Source organism: Rubripirellula lacrimiformis, from assembly GCF_007741535.1.
Classification (GTDB): Bacteria; Planctomycetota; Planctomycetia; order Pirellulales; family Pirellulaceae; genus Rubripirellula; species Rubripirellula lacrimiformis.
The window spans coordinates 3,009,310-3,031,153 of sequence record NZ_CP036525.1; the positions used below are offsets into that span (position 1 = coordinate 3,009,310).

The following is a 21,844-nucleotide window of genomic DNA, read 5'->3' on the forward strand; positions in this document are numbered from 1 at the left end:
TGGGCAGGATGCCCGGGTTTCAGGCCTGAAGGATTGGGACGAATCGACCAACTATTATTTCAAATCGATCTGGCGTGCTTTTTCGCCTCGATTTGAGCCCCTGATATTCCCCCAGATTGCCCCTTCTTAAGGCCAGGTCACCCATGACCAAACGAAGAACTCCTCGCCGCCGTTCGTCTTCCCAAACCGCGTCGCGAAGCCTTCATCATGAAACGCTCGAAAAGCGAGAATTGCTGGCTGCTGAGTTTGGCCCTCGTTTGATTTCTGTTGCGACCAATTCGGGCGAACAGTTCGATCTGGCCGGGAACAACCCGTTGTTCGAATCGCCTCGCGAGATGACCTTCCGCTTTGATGGCGGACAGGAAATCGACCCGGCGACCCTGTCGGCGTTCCGCTTCACCGCATCGGGTGGTGATGGTGGTTTCACCGAGGGCAACGAAATCGACATCAAGCCAGGGTTCATCGGGCTCGGGGAAAGCTCGCGAATCGTGGTGGCTCGGTTCGCTTCGGCACTGGCCGATGATCAGTACCGAGTGTCGATTGCGGGCTATGACGATACGGCGATCGGCTTGGTCGGGCTTCGCAACACCGATGGGGATTTGTTCCAGCCGACGACGACGCTTGATCCGTTCTCGCCGAGCCAAGATATCTTGATGAACATCGAGGTCGGCCCGAAGGTCGTCGCGATCGTTCCGCAACCGATCGACCATACCGCGACACCGCGGGTGCAACAGCGAGACACGGTCCACGTTTATTTCAACGATGACCCGTTGGGAAATCCTGCAACACCAGTGATCGCATCGACGGGAAACCCCAGCGATCCATCGGTTGTGCGTCCGGAGTTCTACAGTCTGTTCTTCACCAGCGACACCGTGGAAACCGGCGATGATGGCGCCGTCCATCATCCGGTCAGCGTGGTGTACGAAACCGCTCTGAACCGAGCAACCTTGACCTTCGGTGCGGACCTCAGCGACTTCACCACCGACGGTTCAGGCACGTTCCGCTTGCGAGTCGGTTCGTCCCAGGCGTTGCCAACGACGTTGCCGGCTGACAATTCGGATCTAACATCGGATACCGGTGATACCTTCGCAGACGCCACCGACTTGGGCATCGCGTTCGGTGCCGGCGGTGACTCTAGCATCACGCTCAATGGCCGCATCGAAGCGACCGATGGGAACACGATTCGTTGGCCTGGGTTGGATTCCCCTGGGGTACGCGATGATCGGCGAGACGCCCAGGTGACCGGCCGCGCCGACACGATCGACGGCGTGAACGTGTACTACTACAACTTCGCCAATCTGTACGGATCCGATGCTTCGGGACTTCCGTTGGAAAACGCGATCACGCCTGCGCAACAGCAGCGTACACGCGAGATCCTGGATCTTTATTCCCAGCATCTTGGTGTTCAATTCATTGAAACGGCCGACCAAGGGTTGCAGATCGTCACCGGGGACCTTCGCGCCTTGGTGGAAACAGCAACCACCGGCCCGGGACTGCCGTATCAAGAGTTCCGCGTCAATGATCTGGATCCGACTCAAGGCGTCTTGGTCTTGGACGCGGGCGAAAACTGGTTTGACGGCTATGGCCTTAGCCCCGATGCACGACCGAGTTGGTTCGTCGAAGGCATGCGCGGCATTGGATCGTTGCTTGGCATTGGCAACACGTTTGAACAGGTTCCCGGTGTTGCCAGCGGATCCAATGGCGCATTGTATGACGCGTCTTTGTTCCCGGTCGGTGGATCGGCAGCCGATTTCAACATCGAACCCGATTTCCTCAGCACCAGCGACATCGTTCCCGGGCAAGCCTTGCACCGCCCGGAAGTTCGCGACGCCGACCTGTATCGTTTCACCGTTGCCAAGTCTGGTCGGATTTCGATCGAAGCCTTCGCGGAACGCTTGGTCGACACCAGCATTTTGGATTCCGATCTGAAACTGTGGAAACTGAATATCAATACCGGCAAGTTCGACCTGGTTGCCCGCAACGGAGACTTCTATGGCGATGACTCGTTCATTGGTGTCGACGTAACGCCGGATGCCGGTGGTGCTGCTGCAACGTATGTGCTCGGGATCACTGCCGCTGGCAACGACGACTACAACCCGAACATCGCCGGCAGTGGCGGTGGTGGGCGGTCACAGGGCCGATACGATCTTCGGATCAGTTTCCAAAATGACCAGTCCGACACGATCACCGATACGAACGAGTCGCGGCTAGACGGCGATTCGGACGGTCAACAAGGCGGCGACTTTAACTTCTGGTTCCGCGTTGCAAAGACACGCGACACCGCAGGCGTCGGCGAAGCACGAACCTTGTTCGTCAGTGCCCGCGATGGTTTCAATTCGCTGTCCGGCGGTACCGTCACCGCTCCGCTGCAAACCATTGCATACGCGCTTTCGCAGGCACAACCTGGTGATATCGTTCGTCTGCTGCCCGACACCGGTGCAGACGGTCGGATCGATACGACGTTTGACAACCGAGCCTACGAAATTGGGCGTGCCAGTAGCGGCGCGATTCTAGCCGACGGCGACATACTGGAAGTGCCCAAGGGCGTTACGGTGATGATCGACGCCGGTGCCATTCTGAAATTGCGCAACGCCAAGATCAGCGTGGGGAGTGAATCGATCGACGAGGATCGATCTCTGGCCGCTTTGCAGGTGCTTGGTGCACCAACAATCGTTGACCGAGACGGCCAGGTCATCGATGGTACGGTCGACATCACCAGTTATCGGGAAGAAGCCCGCGGCGGTGTTTTGTTGGGGGCAGACACCAACTTGTTGACGACGATTCCTACCGCAGGTGACTGGGCCGGTATCGAATTCCGTAATGACTTTGATTATTCCGAAGGTCGCGCCGTTTGGGAAACCGAAGGGATCTTCCTGGACTACGTTTCGCATGCCGATATTCGCTACGGCGGTGGTAGCGTTCGATCGTCGGATCCGTCGGTGACTCCGCTGCAGATGCTAGAGTCGCGGCCGACGTTGATCTACAACAGTATCAGCCATTCGCGGGAAGCGGCCATGAGCGCCGACCCGAACTCGTTCGCCGAAACCAACTTTGCGGCCCCGATCTATCAGCAGGCGTCGCTGGATCGATTTGGTGTCAACTTCACCAGCGATTACGACCGCGTTGGACCGTTCATCCGGGGCAATACGCTTCTATCGAACTCGATCAACGGGTTGTTTGTTCGCGTTTTGACACCGGCCGGTGGCCAAACCGAACCGATGACGGTCAGCGGCAGGTTTGACGACGCCGACATCGTGCACACGCTAAGCGAAGTGCTGGTTTTGCAGGGCGAACCGGGCGGACCGTTGTTGTTGGAAGAACGACCGGACGTCGTCAGTGTGACCCTCAGTCCCACGCCTGGGACGAACATCGGTACCCTGACCAATGGCGACACGCTCGATTACCGACTGACGCTGGTCACTCGCGAAGGTTTCGAATCACTGGCGACCGATGCGACTCGCACCGTCGATGTGACCAGCAGCGGCGCTGTGACCCTTTCGAACCTGCCCGCCGCATCGGACGAATACTCGGGACGTCGACTGTATCGGTTGACGTCGACAGGTGACTACGAATTGGTTGCCGCCTTGGACCGCGCGACCAGCTCCTATATCGATGATGGCACGACTCGCGGCGGATTGTTGTCCGACGCGGCCTTGGCCGCTGGGACCGGTGCGCGACTGCTTCCGCGTACCAATGCTCGCTTGAGCGTTGATCCCGGCTTGGTTGTTAAGTTGGAAAGTGCACGGATCGAGACCACCTTTGGTGCCGACTTCTATGCCGAAGGTTCCGATGGCAACCCCGTGGTCTTTACCAGTCGCCGAGACGACCGATTCGGTGCCGGTGGCACGTTTGACACCAACAATGATGGTTCCGCTGGGCTGCCAGCCCCCGGTGATTGGGCGGGACTGGTTTTCCGACAAGGCAGCACGGCGTCGATCGATTTCGCAACGATCTCCTACGCCGGTGGATTCAGTGCAACGTCGGGGAACTTGGCCTTTTTCAACCCTGTTGAAATTCTGCAAGCCGATGTCCGGATCGCACACTCGACGTTGTCGAACAACGCCGATGGCAACGACGGCGGCGGATTTGATATCCGCGACAGCATCGGTTTCAACGGACCTGCGACCATCTTCGTCCGTGGTGCGCAGCCCGTCTTGGTCGATAACACGATCATCGATAACGAAGGTGCAGCGATCAGCATCAACCCTGATGCGCTGAATTACCTGTCGATCCGCGACCATGGCCGCGGGACCGGCGTGGTGGATCTGTTCGCAGCCGATGGGGACAACCAGGGTCCATTGATCAGCGCCAACAAGCTGGACAATAACTCCATCAACGGCTTGTTCATTCGAAACGAATCGTTGACGACCGAAAGCGTTTGGGACGACACGGACATCGTCCACGTCGTCGAAGAAAACGTGTACGCGTGGAATCATCATCATCGTAGTGGGTTGCGGCTGAAGAGTGATCCAAACCAAAGCTTGGTCGTCAAGTTGCAAAACGGTGGCTCGTTGCAGGCATCGAAGCTTCGCACGGATGTCTCCGATGCGATCGGTGGCACACTGCAAGTGATCGGACAGCCCGGATTCCCTGTCATCTTGACCGGGATTTCCGATGACAGCGTCGGCGCAGGTTTTACCCCCGGTGGTGTACCGCAAACCGATACCGACAATGCTGCGAATCCAGCGACGGTGGATTGGTACGGTCTGGTGATCCAGCCTGGTACAAATGACCGAAACGTCGCGTTCGTGACCGAGGCAGAACGTTCCGTGGGGACATCGTCGTCGGTCAACGCGATTCCCGGCAACGCACAAATTCTGGGTTCGCTGGCACAGAACGAAAAGTCATCCGACGAAAACCGTCGCCTTGGTTTCAACGTTCGTGGATCGCTTAGCCAGAACAATGACATCGACGTTTACAAGTTCACCGCCAATGGTGGAACGGAAGTCTTCATCGACATCGATGACACCGACTTTGGCTTGGACACCGTTGTTGAATTGATCGACATCAATGGCAACATCTTAGCGCTCAGCAATAGTTCCGAACTGGAATCGGTCGTATCGACCGGCCCCAATGGCTTGGTCAACAACCTCGGCGACGGACGTGTGCTGCCATTGTTCAAGACCGGCCAGGACGTGGTCGAGAATCCGAACCCGCTTGACGCTGGCATGCGAGTGATTTTGCCAGGCAACAGTTCCAGTGCAAACAACGAATACTTCATTCGAGTACGCAGTAGCAACCTGCGTCCGAACGACTTCCCGTCGCGTTTGACGACTTCGTCACTGGTCGGGGCAGGCCTGTCATCGGGACAGTATCAACTGTCGATCCGTCTTCGCGAAACAGATGAAGTCGCGGGCAGCACGATCCGATTGGCGGACATCCGATATGCGTTCAATGCGATCGATGTCCCCGCCGCACCTTCGCACTCGCCGCTAGCTGGCGAACATGCAGAAGAATTGGCCGCCGACGGTACCGACGTGAACGATGGCGGAACCGGATTCGGTGGCGGCGAAGGCACCGCGCAGTTCGCCAATGGCGATGGGGACCCGCTGGGACCTCTTAGCTTCTCCGATCGCGGCACCCTTCGTGTCAGCGGCGTCTTGGGCAACCAAGTTCTGCAGTCCAATCCACAATTTGGATTGTTGTCGGAACAGGACATCGATGTCTATCGCGTCGATCTGTTTTCGAATTTCCAAGAGCCGAACATCATCGGCGAGAACCGATTCGTTTCAACGACGTTCGACATCGACTATGCCGACCAGTTGGGCCGCGCCAATACGTCGCTTGCCGTCTATGACGCAGGCGGACGGTTGGTTCTGCACAGCCGTGATTCGAACATCGCTGACGACCAAGGCCGACCCACCGAAGGCAATGACATTACCAATCTAAGCGCCGGGTCAGCCGGTACTTTGGATGCGTACATCGGTCCTGTCGAAATGCAGGTCGGTACGTACTATGTGGTGGTCAGCAGTTCACAGATGATCCCGGCCACCTTGGATCAGATGTTCGAAGCCAACCCGGTTGCCACAGACGTCCGTGTCCTGCCAATCGATTCGACCCGGCGTTTGGCCGAAGAGGGATTCGATAACGTTAGCTTGCGCGTCAATTCGATGTTCGAAAGCACCGAATTCAATCAGTTGAACACAGCGGCCGATCTGCCGACGTTGACACCCATCTTCGATGAAACATCGTTGGTGCCATACAAGTTGGAAGACGTCCGTTTGTTCTTGACGTTGGACCAAGGTCTTAGCGGAAACAATCAATCGACTGTCGTCACCCTGGATCCATTCACGGGCAAACTGGAACGGACGCTGGGACAATTTGCCCAACCCGTCGGTGACTTGGCGATGCGTCGCGATGGTGAACTGTATGCCTATAGTTTGGGACCAAACTCCGGAAACCAGACGAACGGAAACACGGGTAATTTCCTAAATATCAGTTCGGTAGATGGTTCTAGCAGTGGTAGCGGCGACGATGGTTTGACGCTGCGAACGAACAATCAAGCCAACACGTCCACAGCGGTCGACAACAACCAGCAGTTCCTGATCAATGCGATGGCTTTTGTGCCGTCGACGAACACGTCGCCCGAAGCGGGCAACAACCCGAGTATTCCTGATGGCGAACGTGCCTACGCATTGGGCAATCGCGAAGACGGCAACGGTTTTGGGAACCCCGAGGTTCCCCAAGGACTTCGCCGCAACGTGCTTTACAGCGTGGTGGCAAACACTGGTGCGGCGACCAATCAAGGCAGTACAAACGGAAACCTTGATCGCAACTTCCCCAATGCCGTCTATTCCGAATCGCTCGGCCCAGGATCGAATAAGGTCGAACTGGGAATTGTGGATACAGGACAATTCATCGATTCGCCAGCAGACCCAGACGGGAACTTTGTCGATGGCGGTAGCATCACCGGAATGGCGATTGACCCGATCCAGGGCAGCAACTTCGTCTATGCAGTCAGCGACGGTGGTTATGTCTACACGTTCCAACCGTCAAGCAGGCGAACGGTGGACGTCGATCCGTTGAATGCTGGTAGCTACAGCGGCGTGATCAATGCGACCAACCACGGTTTAGTCGCTCCCGACCCCCAAGACTTTGTGTCCAGTGCGAACGGATTTGTCCAGTTCAGTAGCTTGACATTGGGCCCACGGATTACGGAGCGTGCGGGGACAAATGGTTTGGGCCCCTACGCTCAAATCTTGTTCGGTGTTACCGAGCAAGGTTGGATCTACACGATGGAGATCGAACAGGCGACAAACCGCGTGATTCCATCCCATATTCTGGTGAATGGACGTTCGTCGATTCCGATCACCAACAGCAGTGGATCACAGCTAGGCGTTTCGCCCACGGGCGTGGCGTTCAGTATTCGCGAAGAAAACCTGTGGCATCAAACCACTGACCGGAATGGCGATGACCATGGTCTGTTCGTCAACCCGGACCAATCGCGGATCCGAACCAATGGCGGATCCAGCCTGTACTTCGGCGTCGAAGTCAGTGGCAATGCTGCTGAAAACACAATCGAAGGCGGTGCTGCCAACGGTGTGCTGAACCCCGGTGGTGCACACGGCAGTCTGGTCAGTCGACCGATGGACCTGCAGGACTACTCGGCCGGCGACAAGCCCACGTTGTACTTCTCGTACTTCTTGGAAACCGAAGATGGGCAGGACTACGATCCACCCAGCAACGGGATCAACAATCAACAGGTCGATGCGTTCCGAGTCTTTGCAGCGGGCGATGACGGCCAATGGCGATTGATGACCACGAATGATACGTACCGAAGTTTCAGCAATGTGCCATCCAGTGATGAATACGATTACGTCGCCCTCAACGGTGGTACGCCGATTCAAGAAGCTTTCGACAACACCGACCAGTGGCGTCAAGCTCGAGTCGATCTATCGCCGTTGGCTGGTCACAAGAACGTTCAGTTGCGATTCGATTTCTCAACTGCCGGCGGGATGCATTCGCAGTTCGATCTGACGGGACAGTTGACCGAAATTCAGGCGCCCGCGGGTACCGACCTGGTGCCGGGGACCGGTTTCTCGATGTTCGATGACACGTTCTTTGGATTCACCAGTTTTGAATTCGTGCGTGGCGCCGCGGTGAATGTGCCCGATCCAACCACGATCGTCGAAGGTCAGCTGTTGGAGTTTGTTGATGCAGACGGCCTGTCGACCACGCTGCGACTGACCCATGGTCCACAAACGCTTACGACCGACATCAGCATTGCAGCGACGGACTTAGCGGTTGATTTGGCGCTGAAAATTTCCGATCGATTGCAATTGTTGGCTCCGAATTTGGTGGCGGTTGCCAACGGATCCCAGGTGACGGCATCGGAAGCTCGGTCGTTGACGGCCACCCCAACAGGGTTTGATCGGCCGACCGCAGAACAGACGCTGCCCAATGGTAATGTGCCGATCTTCTATCACGAGGCGATGACGAACAAAGAAGTTCGCGATTCGATTCGACAGAGCTTGGCCAACGGTCTCGGAAACATTGACCCCGTGACCGGAATCACGACGGCAACGATCGCTCAGTATCCGGAATACGGCACCAACCGCATTCGTGTCTTTAGTCATTATCTGAGTAACAGTGATGCGGATGGCGTCGGGTTCAGCACTTACCTGCCCGGCGATGAATTCGGTGCGGCGGCCAGCCTGTCGGTGTCCAATTCGCAAGTCAACGCTCGACCGGGCCAGAACAACAATATCGAAGGTGTCTACCTGGATGACATCGTTGTTGGGTTCGCCGAACGGGGCGAAGTCGTTTACAACGCACCAGTGAATCGCAACTTTAGTGTGTTGCCAGAACAGCGTACGTCCACATTCGATGACACACAGGTTCCTGAGTTCCCGAACGAAATCTTAGTCGGCAGCTACACCTTGGAAGTCCGTAAATCGTCGGACTACGGTGTTCCCGAAGACTACGATCCGATTCGACTAGGACTGGACGAACAATTTAGCCTGGGACGATCGTTCGACACCAATGACCGTTTGACCGACGGCGTCACCCTGATCGCTCCTTCGGCGGTCGACTTGATCGATGGCGACACGTTCATCATCAGCAACGGCACGAACCGAGTCACTTTCGAATTTGACAGTGACAACAATGTCACTTCCGGCCGCGTCCGCGTTCCGTTCACCCCAGTGGGTGTCGGTGCGGCGTTCAGCGTCGACAGCGACGAATCCAGTGTGGTGGCAACTTCGATTCGCGATGCGATCAACACCGCTGCGGTACGGAATTCCATCGGCGTTCGTGCTGCCGGTCGTGACGGTAGCGAAGTTGGCCCAGCGACCGGAAACCGAATTGATTTGTTCGGTAGTTCGATCCAGGTCAATCCCAGCAGTGGCCGTTTCCTAACGGTCGATTTGGTTGACGAAGAAACTTTCTATGGACGTGAATCGGCACGCTTGTTGCCATCGATTGACCACGATACCCAAACGGTCAACGACGCAATCTTCTACGACACCTTCGCCCGAGCGACGGTGACGGACTACGTCAATGGCAACACCGACACTTTGGTTGCGGTCGGCAAGATCGGCGACTCGGTGGGATCGTTGGATGGAAACGTGCTGGACGCGCGCTCGCCGCAATTGGATTCCGATATCGTCAAGATCTACCTCAACGCGGGGGATTCGATCGATGTCGACTTGGACACCATCGGATGGAATCTTGGCACCAGCTTCGAAAGTTCGTTGTTGGAAATCTATCAGGACGTCAATGGTGTGCCGACGCTAGTAGCGGTTACCAATTCGCTGCGTGCCGATGGTGAGAACAACGACGGCGCATCGATCTTGGGTTTCCAGGCTCCCGCTAGCAGTCACTACTACGTTCGCGTGGCGTCCACCGGCTTTGGCGGATTCCCGTTCTTTGGCGAAGGGTTGTACGGCGAGTACCAATTGACCGTGCGTCCAACCGGAAGCGTGACGCGTGACGTTGTGATGGTCGATTACCACTTTGGTTTTGGGGACACCAATACGTTCCGTGACCAAGGTCAGCTTCTGATCGAATCGAACTTCATCCGCAACTTTGGCAACGCGGGTATCCGAGCGACGTTTGATCCGGGCACGCCGACAAACGTCGATGACGGTGGATTCACCAGCACCCAGTTGGACCGTCGTCCCGGCGCCGTCACCACGCTTCGAAATCCGAACACGGATCGATTGTTGCCCGGTGCGGTCATCACCAATAACGTGATCATCGCCGACGCCGGTACGGGAATCATCTTCTCGGGCGAAGTGGCCGGTGCAGGCGATTCGCCAGTGCCAGTGCCGTTTGGCCGCATCGTCAACAACACGGTGGTTGGCAATGGATCGGGCAACGGTATCGCGGTTTCAGGTTCCGCATCGCCGACAATCCTGAACAATATCGTTACCAACTTTGCGACCGGGTTGAACATCTCTGCGAACAGCGCATCGACCGTCGTCGGTGGCAACGCGTTCCAGGGCAATGGAACCAATTCGACCATCGCAATTTCGTCGACAAACATTGTGATCCCGACGGGCGTGCAGCTGTTCGAAGATCCAACCGGCGGAATCTACATTCCGGCTGCGGGTTCTGCAGTGATCGACAGTTCGTTCTCGTCACTGAATGATCGGTCCAACTTCGTCAACACGGTCCGTCAACCGGTTGGCATCGCCACCTCACCGATCATTGCACCTCTGTTTGACGCGTACGGAATTCCACGATTTGATGATCCGGACGCCAACCCAGGCGGTGTCGGTTCAAACGTCTTTATCGATCGTGGTGCGGTCGACCGAGCCAATTTCTTGCGACCGATTGCGAACCTGGTCTCTCCGTTGGACTTCATCGTAACGTCGGGCGGAAGCGTCGACGGTGGTGATATCGATCCGTCGGAATCGTTCGTTCGTCTGACCGAAGGCAATGTCGAGTTCTTTGAAATTCAATTGACCGACCCTGCCGGACCTGGCCCCGATGCTCGAACCATCACTCGTGAAAGCGTGTTGTTGACCGAGAACGGACAACGCCTGATTCCCGACGTCGATTACACGTTCGGATACAGCGACAACAGCCGGCTGATTCGGTTGACTCCTGTCGCCGGTCTGTGGCGTCCAGATGCGGTTTACGAAATCACGTTGAACAACCGAACGCGGATCGCTTACCAGGCTCCGTCGGGCGAAGAAATTACCGATGGCGACCAAGTCATCATCGGGGATACGGATGGCAATCGTGTCGTATTCGAATACGAAAGTGGTTTTGCGGTCGTCGTACCGCAAACGACGACTTTGACCATCGAAGGTGCGAACAACGCATTTGTGGATCGCGAAACCTTCACGATCGACGCCCCCGGCGGCAACTCGTTGACCTTCGAATTCAACCTTGTCGGTTCGACCACCAGCGGCCGAGTTCCTGTCGAAATCGCGTCCGCCAGCACACTTTCGCAAGTACGTGACGCGGTCTTGGCTTCGTTCGATCTGCCTGCACCGGGTGCGCCTGGTCAGACCGTCCGTGAGTTCTTGAACGTGGATCCCGTCAATGTGGGAACCGACACGATTCAGTTGGGGATTTTGGCCGGTCACTCAGTGACTTCGGCAAGCCCAGGATTGACGGTTTCGGATGAAGTCGATGGCATCGCCGATGGCCAAACGTTTGTCTATTCGACCTCTAGCCTTAGCGTGACTTTCGAATTCGATACCGATGGCACGCTAAGTGACAGCACCAACGTCGCCATCCCGTTCTCGCGAACGGATAGTCCATCGCAGATCGGTGACGCGATTGTGGCCGCCGTCCGGGCACAACCTCTAGGTTTGAATTCCGCAGTTTCGTCCGAGGACGGTACCGTGGTGTTGGGCGGACGCTTGGGCGACCAAGTGGATGTCGATTCGAGTTCGCTAGTGTTGGAAGGCTCGCCCGGTGTAACCGGATCGCTGTCATTGATGATTCCCGAAGGTGAAACGCCGGCCACGCTGGATGGTGACACGTTCACGATCAACAGTGCCGGAAGCAACATCACGTTCATCTACACATTGGATCCAAACCTAGCAACAAGCGATCGGTTGGTCGTTTTGACATCGGGCGACGATGTCGCAGACATCGCAGCGAAGTCCGCAGCGGCAATCGCCGAGGCATTCCCTGGCGAATTGTTCTCGTCCTTCATCGGCGACACCATCTTTGTGGGCGAACCTTCGTCGCTGCTTTCCGGTGCAACCACAACTGCATCGGGTGGTTCTGCTGGTCTGGTGACCGGTGGCGTCAGCGGTGGGGCCATCGCGGTGAACTACCTTCCCACCAGTCCTCGTACGTCGATCGCTGCCACACTTCAGGGCGCGATCGCAGCGGCTCCGCTGAACGTGACGACCTTTGCGGCTGGTGGCGGCACGATTTTGATCGCCAACGCGGACACATTGGAAGGAACGCTGGGGGGTGGGGCTGCCGCCGATGTCGGTACCCTGACCCCGGCAATCACCAACCTGTCTGGTAATCCGGTCGCCGAAACGCGAACCAATGACGAAACCCGGTTCACCATCATCATGCCGGAAGTTGTGTTCGACTTGGGCGACGCCCCGGTCAGCTACGACACCCTGGTTGCTGACAACGGTGCTCGGCACACGATCGGGCCACAAGGATTGCCGCGACTGGGACGGTACATCGACAGCGAAGCAGATGGTCAGCCGATTGGGCAAGACGACGTTCCGCTATCGGTGACGATCGCACCGGCGTCGCCGGGGGGTCAACCTGTCGTCTTTACCGTCGATCCGCTGTCGATTCCAGACACCGTTTTGACGACGTTGGACTTGATGCCGACCGGTGGCGAGACCTTGTCGATCAACATCGCTGGCACCGTTCGCACATTCGAACTGGTGGATCTGAACTCCAATCCAACGGGATCCAACATCCCGGTCACGTTCAGCACAGCGGAAAGTCTGTCGGAAATCACAACACGCTTGGTGACCATCATCCGTGGTGCGGTTCCACAGACCGATGATGGTTTGCTGATCGAAAAGAACACCGACACATCATTCGTGATCAATGCGGTCGACGACGAAGACGGTGTCCTGCAAGGCGAATTGATCGCCAACGGCACCACCTATAGCGTCTTTACCCAACGCGGGACCGATCCGACCAACGTGCGACCCGAAGACGTACTCGGATTCTTGAACCCTCAAGATCCGGCCGGCACCAATATGGACATTCAAGTGTTCGGTGCGGGGCTGTTGCACGCTTGGATTGACTTCGACCAGAACGGACAGTTCGAAGCCGACGAACAGGTGTTGGCCAATGTGCCGGTCAGTGGTGATGCGACCGTCGGGGCTTTCAACACGGTCACCGTGTTCACCCCGAACAACGCGTTCCATGGCAACACTTGGATGCGAGTACGCATCAGCGAATCGGGCAACCTGTTGCCGACGGGCGTAGCGATCGGTGGCGAGGTCGAGGACTATCAAGTTCAAGTCATCGCTGTCGATTTACCAGCCCCTGACGATGACCTGTACGCCATCGACGAAGATGCATCGCTGGACACCCTGGGCCAAGGTCTGCCTTCGGTCAGTGATGGCGACATCATTCCGGCACCACCGCAGCGGTTCCTGCCGGTTCAGTACATCGTTGGCGAATTGCCGACCAACGGCACATTGGTCAGTCTCGATTCGACAACCGGTCACTTCGTCTACCAACCGAATCCCGACTTCAACGGCACGGACACCTTTACCTATCGACTGAGCACTCAGCCGAACGAAAGTGCCAGTTCGATTCCGCTGAATGCGTTTGCAACGGTGACGATTGCGGTCGCACCTGTGAATGACGCGCCGGGTGTCAGCGACAAACCCTTCAAGGCTCTGGAAGACCTGTCCCTAACGATCACGTCTAGTGAATTGTTGACGGACGCCTTGGCCGATGACGACGCATCGTATGTTCCTCCCACCGGCGGTTCAGGCAATGTGGACAACGACGCTTTGCTGAACGAAGTGAACCAACTTGCTTCGTTGCAAGTGGTCGCTGTTCAAGGAAGCGGATCGACGCCAATCACCGCCGCCAACGCGGCTTCGGCAGCCGGCAGCGTTGTGGTGACCACCGCCGGTCTAGGACTCGACTTGACCGTCACCAGCCCAACGGCCGGCGATGTGTTCAGTTTGGCGTTCGCCGGGAAAGTGTCGACTTTCGAATTGGTTCCAGTCGATGGGATCGCCCAGGACGCAACGATTGCAGTTCAGTTAGTCGATGGTGATACAACGTCAACGGTTGCTACCCGTTTGGCCGAAGCGATCGAAGCTGAATTCGGGACCGGCGTCCCTGGATTGACGGCCGCTGCGACCGGTGCGTCGATTGCTGTGTCGTTCGTTCCTGAGGCTGTCACCGTGGGATCCAGCAATGCTGCGGTCTTCGGTGTCAGCGGCGTTGCGACCGGACAACAGATCGATCTGTTGGCCGCTCCTACGCCGACGGCCGCGCCGACTGCTGCGAACCCAAGTCCAGCGGTTGGTGATACCGTGACGGTGACGATTGCCGGTCAAGCAACGACGTTTGAATTTGTCGCCGCGGGTGCTACCGCCGCCACCGGCAATGTTGCCGTTCCGATGATGGTCTTCGCTGACCCGAATTCAGCGGCTGCGATTGCTTCGGCGACGACGCTGCTAGGCTTCGCGATCGGACAAGAATTGGCAACGTCGAATGTCGGCGTTTCGGCCTCGGTCGACGGCTTGGCCAATCCGAATCGAATCACTTTGTCCGCGTCCAACGTGACGGCTGGCAAGTCGTTCGATACCGTGCGTGGCAGTGCGATTGCGGTCTTCGATACAGCGGGGGCATTGATCGAAGTTCGCTACCTCTCTGGCCAGGATCTGAACCGGGACAACCCACCACCAGCAACGCCTGCGTGGGTGGACCAGTTCACGTACACCATTCGTGATAATGGCGTGTCGGTCGACTTGGTTGACAACTTGTATGTCTACGGCACACCGCTGGAATCGGCACCGGCGACAGTCTCGATTGACGTGGCTCCGCAAAACGATCCGCCGCGATTGGTCAGCGATGTCATCTCGGTTGGTCCGCTTGGTCCCGACGCAGCAAATGTGACGACTGCTTGGGAAACCTTTGGCGGTGCCACACCGACCGAGGACCAATCGTTGACGATTGACCCGGCTTTCTTGTTGCTCAACGATACTCGTGGGCCGCTGTCGGCAGCCGACGAGAACACTGCCACCAGCCTGAATGACACCGGGCTTGCGGTGGCATCGGTCACCATGGTCGATGATTCGCAAGGAACCGTCGAACTGATCGGTGGCGAGATCATCTTCACGCCGGCCGCCAACATCTTTGGCGATGTCGTGTTCACCTACTCGGCAACCGACCAAGGGATCAACGAGAATCTGGCCGGTGATCGCCCCGTGGGAACATTGACGTCGATCGATGGAACCGTCACGGTTTCGATCCAACCGGTCAACGATATCCCGGTCGCATTCGATCGTACGATCAACTACACCGAATCGGCCGATGCTGGTACCGGTGACGCATTCGTCTTTACTCGCGATCAATTGATCCTTGGTTCGGCGGTTGAAACTCCCGCATTGCCTGGGCAATTCGACAGTGCACTGGTTGCTCCGTTCAATGAAACCGAACAGACCGCAAACCTTCAGGTCGTATCCTTCACGACCGTGGCTGGCACGGTCGATGCTTCGTCCTTGACCGGAATCGGTGCCGAAACTCTGACCTTGGCAAGCGAGCAAGGTGGCACTTATGTGTTTGAGTTCACCGACGGCGTGTTCCAACGTGGTCTGTTGACCACTGCACCGGATTACAACCGAACGTCACCGTTCGCACCGGACGAACGTTTCTCGTTCGTGATCTCGGATGACGGAGCGACGACGGATCCACAGGGCAGTGGATCGTTCAACTTGGATCCGGCACGATCCGATGCCGATTCGCCTACGACGCGTGCAACAGCCACGCTCGTCTTCGATTCTGCGAACGACGCTCCGACCTTTACCATTCCATCGTCCAATGTGAACGTGTTGGAACGGGATGACAATTTGGGCACGACCTTGGCAGGATTCGCAACCAGTATTTTGCCTGGCCCTGCGACCGCGACGGACGAAGCGGAACGACAAAGCGTCGTGTTCACCTTCCCGGCTGCACTGAACGGACCATCGACGGTACCCGCCGGCCTGTTCACTCAGTTGCCGACCTTGTCGCCCGACGGACACCTGACGGTCTACCCCGCACCCGACGCGATCGGAACAGCCACATTCGTGGTCCAAGCCGACGACGTCGATTCGGTCACCGCTGGGTTCGTTTCGCGTCAAACCTTGGCGACCTTTACGGTCAATGTGCGACCGGTCAACGATGCTCCGCGTTTCGATGCGAACCTGAGCCCGCGTCAGGACACTCGGGATGCCGATGACGCCTACACGGTTGCCAACGTCGATAGCGACAATGATGGCGTGATTGATGACGCCACCATCCAGTACGTGCTGCGAGAAGACAACACGCAAGCGATGGGCGTTGTTGCCGACTACTTCATTCCACTGCGGCGCGTGCCTGCGGTTGGCTACAGCCGCGTGGGTTTGTTAGATGTCTTCACCGCAGGACCTGACAATGAAGTTGCAAACCAAGAGGGCGGTTCCCAGACCATTGAATTCCTGCAAGCAGGGAATGATCCGGTTGCGGGTGGCTTGAATCGCACGACCGATCGCGGTGGTGTTTTGACACCGGTATTTGATGCTGGAGTTCTGATTGGATTGAACTATCGTCCGCCGACTGACTTCAACTCGTCGTTCGCTGGTTTGGATTCGTTCACTTACACCGTCCGGGATGATAACCCGAGTGGTGGCGAAACCTACGACCTGATCGCGGGCGGGTTGGTTCCAGATCGATTGACCAGCAGCAACCGAGTCGAACTGCTGCTGACACCTGTCAACGACCGTCCCGAGTTCGTTGCGGCGACCTTGGACATTTCGGTTCAGGAAGACACCCAACTGGTCACGTTCCAGAACTACGCCTCGAACATCAGTGCCGGTCCAGCAACGACGGCATTCGACGAGGTCGATGTCAGCAATGGCCAGTTGGTCGAATTCACGGTGACGTCACTGGACTTCCCTCGGGAAGAGGCCGATGACTTCTTCAGCGTCTATCCGACCATTGATGAACAAACCGGACTGTTGACCTTCCGATCGGCCGCCAATGTGTTCGGTGAATTCCGATTCGAAGTCGTGCTGAGCGACCAGAACCGCGACGGTACGGTGTCCGACAATACGACCCGCGGCGACTTGATTTCGTCGGAACCGATCACGTTGACGATCAACGTGAACCCGGTCAATGATCCGCCGATCGTGGATCCAACCTCGGCTCCGTTGTCGTTCACTATGTTGGAAGACGGACTGTTCGAAATCCTGGTCGAAGGTGACAGCACCAACCGGGGTCTGTTGGACCTGTATTTCCCTGGACCTAGCGTTGGTGCGACCGACGAATCCGCGGACATCGCACCTCAACCAGGCGGCAACCAGATTGTCTTGCTTGGATCGCCGGTTCCGACAACCAGTGCACAGGGCGGATCACTGCAATACGTCACCGATAACGGTGCACCACGATTGCTTTACCGGCCGCGTGCGAACTTCGTCGGATTTGACTCGTTCATCTATACGGTGATCGACAATGGTGTGACGGTCGATAGCAGCGGTACGGCACAAAGCGACCCGCGAATTGCTTCGAATACCGTCACGTTCGAAGTGCTGGCGGTCAACGATGCTCCGCAGTTCAGCGGTGCTGGAAACGTCGGCAGCGACGAAGACGAAGGTCCTGTGTCGATCGCGAATTGGGCCACCAATGTTCAAGCCGGTCCATCGACGGCTCTGGACGAATTGGGCCTGATGCAAGGATCGACTGCACCGCCTGCACAGGCATTGCAGTTCGTCTTTACGCCGATCGCCGCCGATACCGACTTGTTCCTGTCGGGGCCGGTTGCTGTGATCGATCCGGTCACTGGAACGGCGACACTGCAGTACGAAACCAACCCGAATGCCAATGGCACCGCGGTCTTCGAAGTGGTTTTGGAAGACATGGGCCCACGCGATTCGGGCATCGGTGACGTCTTCCGCAGCACTCCGCCGCGAACCTTTGCCATCAATGTTGTTGCGGTCAACGATCCACCATCCTTCACGCTGGTCCAAGACACGATCACGCGGCTAGAAGACAGTGGTCCGTACAGCGTTGTTCAGGCTGCCAACATCAGCCCTGGACCAGAAGACGAATTGATTCAAACCGTTTCGTTTGACGTCGAACCGCTAGCCGCCGAATACAGTGTTCTGTTTAGCGAGCAGCCAACGATTGATGCCAGCGGTGTCTTGCGGTTCACACCTGCGACAAACCTGAATACCGACAACATCAACGGGCCAGTCCCGGTTCGTGTGGTCGCTCGGGATTCAGCGGGTGCGGTGACCGAGGCCAAGACGTTCAGTATCGTCATCACGGAAGTCAACGACGCGCCGCGTGCTGTTTCCGATACGCAAGCTTCCGACGAAGATTCGGTTTTGACGATCTCGGTTGCCGACTTGTTGGCAAACGACATCGATCCTGATCTTCAATCCAACGCTGGCGAAAGTCTGATGTTGGTGATGCCTGCCGAATCGTTCTCGGTCAGCGGAGCCCGCGTGACCTACGATTCGATCGCGGGAACCATCACGTACGATCCGACCGATGCGATCGCACTCCAGTCGCTGGCACCACAACAGGATTTGGTGGACTCGTTCGCCTATTCGTTGGTCGATGCCGCCGGCCTGATTAGCAATCAGACGACCGTTGCAATTACGGTCGATGGCATCAACGACGTTCCAATGTTGACGGCTGATTCGCCGACGTTGAATCCGGACGGACCAACCTTGATTTCCGTGTTGGATAACGATGTCGACATCGACGGTGTGATTGATGTCAGTTCGCTTCGGATTGATCTGCAGCCAGCCTTCGGTTCGCTGTCGATTCAGCCCGACGGAACCCTGATCTATACGCCGTTCTCCAGCTTCGGCGAAGAAGACATCTTCCGTTACTCGGTCGCTGACGACTTGGGCCAGCGAAGTGAAGTTGCGACGGTCACCATCTCGTCCAACGCTGCTCCGATCGCTGGCAATGATGCATCGGGAACCTTCCTGAACGAATCGATCATCATCGACGTTGTTGCCAACGATAGCGATCCAAACGGAAACCTTGATCTGGCCAGCATTTCGATCGTCAGCAATCCACGTCGCGGTGCAGCCGTCGCCTTGGATGACGGAACGATTCAGTACCTGCCGGCGGTTGGATTCGTTGGTCAGGATTCGTTCCAGTACCAGATCCTTGATGACGAAGGACGGCCCAGCAACGTCGCCACCGTCAATGTTCAAGTTGTCGCCAGCCGTTTGCAAAACCCGTCTGAATTCAACGACGTCAACGATGACGGTTTCGTGACCGCCATCGACGCCCTGTTGGTGATCAACCGGTTGGCGCGTGACTCGGACGGTGACGGACGAATTCCGGTGATCAGTACCGATCGTGGTCCGAACTACTATGACGTTTCGGGCGACCAATCGATTACTTCGCTGGACGCTTTGCGAGTGATCAATGAACTCAGCCGCATCAACACCCGCGTCAGTGGCGAGTTCGAATCGGTTGCGATGTCTCAGTCGATGGTCGGAATTGACGTGCTGAAGACGGATTCGGATCCGACCGTTCTGACTCAGGATTTGGGAATCGCCGATGAATTTGGATCGCTGGCTGATCAGCCAGCGACGAAGTTGATCGATGCATCGAATCCTGGTGACACAGCGGATTCGGATGTGATCGACTTGATCGCAGCGGAACGGGACGGCGAAGGTGATCGCGATGAGGTCACAGCGGTGTGGGACGCAGTCCTGACCGATTTGAACTGAATTCGCCGCCAAAGCGACGCTCGACCGTCTTAAAACGCTCGTGAATCAACGATCAAGGACGGCACCTGGAAATCAGGTGCCGTCCTTTTTTTTGTAGCTGTAGGACTTCGTCTGGCTGGATATTCGCAGCGTTGATTTCGCCTGTTGGATGCAGCCATCGATGATCGAGGCAAAATTTGTGGATTATCCGGGTCGTTCCAACCGATCTTTTCAGATGGCGGATTAGGTCTAGGGCGATCAGGCACATCACGGCAGCGATTCAGCTGTCCCAACACCGGAGGAAAACATGAGTCTGTTTGGCACGATTCAGCAATCCGCCGGCGCGTTGAATGCGGCTCAGATCGGCCTACAGGTGGTTGGCAACAACATCGCCAATGCCAACACCCCCGGATACATTCGGCAACAACTAGAACAGTCTTCGTCCGTGGCGATCCGCGTCGGCGGGCTGCTGAAGGGATCGGGGGTCCGGCCCACTGGGATCACGCAGGTCATTGACCAGCAGTTGGCCGAGCGGATGTTCAATGCCAAGACCGACTTGGCAGGGGCCGAAGCGCTCCAAAAGGCCTATGGGCAACTGGAAGAGCTTAGCAACGACCTGAATAACGATGGTTTGAATCAACAGTTCACGCTATTCAACAACGCGCTGCACGAACTGTCGGCACAGCCCAATGATTCGTCGCTGCGTGACTTTGTCATCTTGCAGGCCGATACGCTTTCGTCCAGCATTCGCCAAAGTCGGGATGATGCCCTGTCCCGCCGCGAACTTTGGAATGGCGACCTGGATCAGATCGCAACGGACATCAATCGATTGACCGAGCGGATTGCAAAGTTGAACCTGGAAATCGCCACGATCGAAGGTGGCGGAATTCTAAATAGCGACGCCACCGGCCTGCGCGATCAACGGTATCGCGACCTGGAAGAACTATCGGAATACATGAACCTGAATATTCAGGAACAAGAAAGCGGTGCGGTTGCCGTGTTCGTCGGCGGTGACTACCTGATCAGCAATGGCATCGCCCGTGAAGTGAATGCGGTCTACAACGAACAGCATGGTGGAAACGAAGTTCGGATCGTTGAAACCGATTCGCCGCTGCAAGCGAACCGCGGGATCTTGGGCGCGACCACGATCGCGATCGAAAGCGTGTTCGGCGACTACATCGACAATATCGACAGCATGGCTTCGGCGTTGATCCGCAGTGTCAACGAGGTCCATTCGCAAGGCCAAGGCCGCGAAGGTTACGACAGTTTGCTTTCGACCGTGGTGTCTGACGTCGGCGTTCCGCTGAAGGATGCCAACTTGTCCTGGCTGCCGAAAAACGGCACGTTTGACATGAGCATCGTGGATCAAAGCGGCGAAGTGATCAGCGACCATCGAATTTCCGTGCGAATGCTCGGTCAGGTGACGGATTCGACCGTCAGCTCCATCGTCGCCGAAATCGATGCGATCGACGGGGTGACCGCCAGCGTTACGCGTGAAGGCCGAATCGAGATCCTGTCAGACTCGCCCTCCGCGCAGTTTACGTTCGGAGAAGACACCAGCGGTTTTCTGGCGGCGGCCGGTGTGAACACCTTCTTTACCGGTCGAACTGGATTCGACATCGCGGTCAATCCAATCCTGCAGGAAAACGCCGATCTGCTAGCGGTCAGCAAGTCCGGCATCGGCGAAGACACCGACACATTGACCGACCTGGTTGGCATCATTGATCAGCCTTTGGAAAACCTGGGTGGACAATCCGTACGCCAAACCTATGAACGTTCGGTATCCGGCTTGGGCCAAAAGATCAGTCTGCAGAATAGTTCAACCGAAGGACTGCGGAACTTCTACGCGACGCTGCAGAGCCAGCACCTGGCGATCACGGGCGTCAACATTGACGAAGAATCGATCAAGATGATTTCGTATCAACGTGCCTTTCAAGCATCGTCACGGGTGATTTCAACCGCTAGTGAGATGCTGGAATTGTTGGTGTCCCTGTAATTGAATGGGGCGGTCACCA

2 protein-coding genes are annotated in these 21,844 nt (G+C 56.8%); both read left to right on the plus strand.

Annotation, left to right across the window (positions count from 1 at the left end; translation table 11 throughout):
- Positions 1-143 precede the first annotated feature (143 nt).
- The gene (locus tag K227x_RS10735; RefSeq protein WP_145169489.1) at positions 144-19,850 is read left to right on the plus strand and encodes a tandem-95 repeat protein; all 19,707 of its coding nucleotides are present in this window, start codon (positions 144-146) and stop codon (positions 19,848-19,850) included.
- 286 nt (positions 19,851-20,136) lie between these two features.
- Positions 20,137-21,825: a flagellar hook-associated protein FlgK gene (flgK, locus tag K227x_RS10740; protein ID WP_145169490.1), complete on the plus strand. Its 1,689-nt coding sequence runs from the start codon at positions 20,137-20,139 to the stop codon at positions 21,823-21,825.
- Positions 21,826-21,844 lie beyond the last annotated feature (19 nt).